Raw genomic sequence first — 3,604 nt, forward strand, 5'->3', positions numbered from 1 at the left:
GCGTGATCAGCCCCTCGAGCATCAGCAAGGTGACCCACCAAACCGCCGACGGATCGAATTAGCCAAGTCTCCAGCTCCAAGGCACCGCAGACAGATCGTGCAGCTCAGAGGTTGCCCTCATTGACCTCGCAGGCAGCCCCCTGGCGCAAACGGCTCGGCGACCATCAAGAACGTCAGGCGCGCAACTACCTCGAGCACGAAGGTCTTTGCTATATAGCGAGCAATGTGCGCTGCAAGCGCGGAGAGCTCGACCTTGTGATGCGTGATGGTGATACCCTGGTCTTCATCGAGGTACGCTTTCGCGCGTCGACCCGCTTTGGCGGTGCTGCAGCGAGCGTCGATCCGCGCAAGCAGACGCGGCTCGTGGCCGCCGCCGCCCATTACCTGCAGCGTCATCCGACTAAGCTGCCGTGCCGCTTCGACGTCGTCGCCATCGATGGCGGCGGCGCCGTTCAATGGATTCGTCATGCCTTTTCCGCTAGCGCCTAATCTGCCGCTCGCTCTGCTGATCGCCGCCATCGCCAGCCTTGCCCCGCTCCTACAGGGCTGCGCACCGGCGGTGGTCGTTGGGACGGCCTATGGAGCCTCGGTGGTCCATGAGCGCCGCTCAGCAAGCACCGTGCTCGACGACGAAATGATCGAGATTAAGGCCAAGCACCTGTTCTACCAGACGCCAGAGGTTGAGCGAGCGAGCCGCATCTCGATCACCAGCTATAATCACGCGGTACTCCTAACCGGTCAGGCCGACTCCGCCGACGTGAGGCAACGCTTCGCCGAGCTCGTGAGTCGTCTTCCAAAGGTCTCTAGGGTTCACAACGAGATCCAGGTGGGGCCGCCGATCTCGCTCGCGCGCGAGAGTCAGGATGCGCTGATGACTTCGCGTGCCAAGATTGCCATTGGTGGCGGCAAAGGCATCGAGGGATTCGACGCCACGCGCGTCAAAGTCGTCACCGAAGACGGGGTCGTCTATCTGATGGGGCTAGTCACACGCAAGGAGGCCGAGACCGCGACCGAGGTGGTCCGACGCTTGCCCGGCGTGGTCCGCGTTGTCAGGCTGTTCGAGTATATCCCCGATTCCGCATCACAGACGTCCACCCATGGCTCGGACAATGGCCCTGACTGAGTCAGTCATCAAAGACCTGGCTGCGATCGTCGGCCCAGAGGCCCTGCTCACTGATCCGGCTGATTGCTGGCCTTATGGCTACGACAATAGTCGACGGCAAGGCCTACCGGCCGCAGTTGCTTTTGTCACTCGCGCCGAGCAAGTCGAGGCCCTGACTCAACTCGCGAACCAACATGGCTTTCCGATCACGGCGCGCGGGCTTGGTACCGGGACCACCGGAGCCACGGTCCCGGAGCGCAGTGGCATCGTCGTCGCCTTCGAGCGCATGGACCGCATCCTGCGTATCGACCCAGCAAACCGCATCGCTATCGTCCAGCCCGGCGTCGTCAACGACACCCTTCAGCGCGCCCTAGGCGAACATGGCTTCTTCTGGTCGCCTGACCCAACGAGTGCTGCGGTCTGCACCATCGGCGGCAACCTTGCCTACAACTCCGCTGGACCACGAGCCGTCAAGTATGGTACCCCGCGCGAGAACACCCTAGGTCTCGCCGCAGTCACCGGCGCCGGCGAGCTCATTCGTACCGGTGTGCTCACCACCAAGGGTGTGGTCGGTTATGACCTGACGCGCCTCATCATCGGCTCCGAGGGCACCCTGGCCCTGATCACCGAGGCAACGCTGAAGCTCACGCCAGTAGCCGAGGCCAAGCAGACCTTGCGCGCCACCTATCGCAATATCCACGCCGCTGCCGATGCGGTTGCGGCGATTATGGCGCAGCCGATCACGCCCTGCGCGCTGGAGTTCATGGACGCCGCAGCCATCGAGATGGTGCGCCAATACTCCGACCTTGGCGTCAGCGCCGACACCGGGGCACTGCTGATGATCGAGGTCGACGGACCTGCCGATTGCGTCTCAGCGACCGCTGACGCCGTCGCCTCAGCGGCACGGAATTCTGGCCTACTCGAGCTCAGCGTCGCCCGCGATCGAGAGCAGATCGCCGCCCTCTGGCGAACACGCAAGGCCCTCTCTCCTGCGCTCAGGCATGTCGCGCCAAAGAAGATCAATGAAGACGTGGTGGTGCCGGTCTCTCGTATCGCGACCTTCATCGACGCGCTTGAGCAGCTCGCACGCGAGCACCAGGTCCGCATCGTAAATTTTGGTCATGCCGGCAACGGCAACATCCATGTCAACCTGTTGGTCAACCCAGATGACGCCGATGAGATGGCGCGTGCGGCGGACTGTCTAGCGGGCGTCTTCGACAGCGTTGTCGCCCTTGGGGGCACCCTCTCTGGCGAGCACGGTGTCGGCCTCGAGAAACGGGATTTCATCGACCGCGAGATCGACCCACCCGCACTCAGCCTGATGCGCGCCATCAAGGCCCAATTCGATCCGAACGGTATCCTTAACCCGGGCAAAGGCCTGCCGCTGGCAGCGCCCAACTGAGCCGCGCCACTGGGCGAGCGCCTACCATCAACGATCAGCGACGACGTTGACGCAAATAGCTACCGCCGCCCTGCTGAGCCCGACCCTGCTGGACTGGCGGCGAAATGATGTCGAACGTCGGCACCCCGTCCGGATAGAGCAGCGGAGCGAGCTCCTGCAAGGCACGCTCGTAGACCCGTCGCTTGAAATAGACCACGTCCTGCACCGGGTACCAATAGCGAACCCAGCGCCAAGCATCAAACTCGGGCTTCTCGCTGCGATCCAAGCAGAAGTTTCCTTCACCGCATTGGACTCGCAGCATATACCAGACCTGTTTTTGGCCAATGCAGATCGGACCGCAATGCCGCCGAATAAAGCGTTTTGGCAGGCGATAGCGCAGCCAGCCCCGAGTGCAGCCAAGGACTTTGACATGCGCTGGCAGCAGGCCAACCTCCTCCTCCAACTCCCGATACATCGCCTCGAGTGGCGTCTCGTCGGACTTGATTCCGCCCTGCGGAAACTGCCACGCGTTCTGCCCGACGCGGCGCCCCCAGAACAGGCGCCGATCTGCATTGCTCAAGATGATGCCGACGTTTGGCCGGAAACCGTCCCCGTCGATCAAGTTACTATACCTTTTTAAGTTTCCTTGGCATTCTTCCACAATATACCCAGCGGCTTCAATTCCCCTGCCAGCCAAGAAGCGTCATGCCCACTTCAAACTGGGCTCGAACAGCCCCAAGCAGCAGCCGGGGGAAGGCTTTGTCACAAACCGCCCTCAAGACCAGCTAGCCATGTCTCTTGCCATCTTTGACCTCGACAACACCCTTCTTCGCGGGGATTCTGACTATTTGTGGGGACGGCACCTGATCAAACTCGGCGTTGTCGACGGCGACTACTACGAACGGACCAACCAGAAGTTCTACGACGACTACCGCGCCGGTCGACTCGATATCGACGCCTTCTTGCGCTTCTCGCTCGCACCTCTAAGCCAACATCCGCTTGAGCAGCTCAAACGCTGGCGCGAGGTCTTTATGCAAGAGCAGATCGAGCCGATCATGCTGCCGGCAGCGAAGGCCCTTGTTGAGCAGCACCGCAGCAAGGGTGATACGCTCATGATCATT

Annotated in this window: 5 protein-coding genes; 4 read left to right on the forward strand and 1 reads right to left on the reverse strand. The window is 61.8% G+C overall.

The window, feature by feature from the left end; translation table 11 throughout:
* Nucleotides 1-120 precede the first annotated feature (120 nt).
* Genes ACY693_RS16680 through ACY693_RS16690 form a run of 3 tightly spaced genes read left to right on the forward strand, consistent with a single transcriptional unit; the run spans nucleotide 121 to nucleotide 2,504 of the window.
* Complete coding sequence (locus ACY693_RS16680; RefSeq protein ID WP_462322936.1) at nucleotides 121-489, forward strand: YraN family protein; 369 nt, start codon at nucleotides 121-123, stop codon at nucleotides 487-489.
* Entirely contained in the window at nucleotides 467-1,123 is a 657-nt protein-coding gene (locus ACY693_RS16685) for a BON domain-containing protein (RefSeq protein WP_462322937.1), read from the forward strand. The genes ACY693_RS16680 and ACY693_RS16685 overlap by 23 nt, the downstream gene beginning before the upstream one ends.
* Complete coding sequence (locus ACY693_RS16690; protein WP_462322938.1) at nucleotides 1,110-2,504, forward strand: FAD-binding oxidoreductase; 1,395 nt, start codon at nucleotides 1,110-1,112, stop codon at nucleotides 2,502-2,504. Before ACY693_RS16685 ends, ACY693_RS16690 begins: the two co-directional genes overlap by 14 nt.
* 34 nt (nucleotides 2,505-2,538) lie before the next feature.
* Here ACY693_RS16690 and ACY693_RS16695 read toward each other — a convergent pair whose 3' ends face one another.
* Nucleotides 2,539-3,105 (reverse strand): RNA pyrophosphohydrolase, encoded by a 567-nt coding sequence (locus ACY693_RS16695; RefSeq protein ID WP_462322939.1) that lies wholly within the window; start codon nucleotides 3,103-3,105, stop codon nucleotides 2,539-2,541.
* A 169-nt stretch (nucleotides 3,106-3,274) separates the two neighbouring features.
* Between ACY693_RS16695 and ACY693_RS16700 the strand changes: the two genes are divergently transcribed.
* Nucleotides 3,275-3,604, forward strand: a 330-nt coding sequence (locus ACY693_RS16700; RefSeq protein ID WP_462322940.1) for an HAD family hydrolase, incomplete at its 3' end; no start/stop codon positions are given.

The sequence above is a fragment of the Halochromatium sp. genome (assembly GCF_054919635.1).

What these genes read in the sequence shown, in the direction of transcription:
- ACY693_RS16685 (WP_462322937.1), top strand. Translation starts at nt 467, where the DNA reads ATGCCTTTTCCGCTAGCGCCTAATCTGCCGCTCGCTCTGCTGATCGCC.
- ACY693_RS16690 (WP_462322938.1), top strand. Translation starts at nt 1,110, where the DNA reads ATGGCCCTGACTGAGTCAGTCATCAAAGACCTGGCTGCGATCGTCGGC.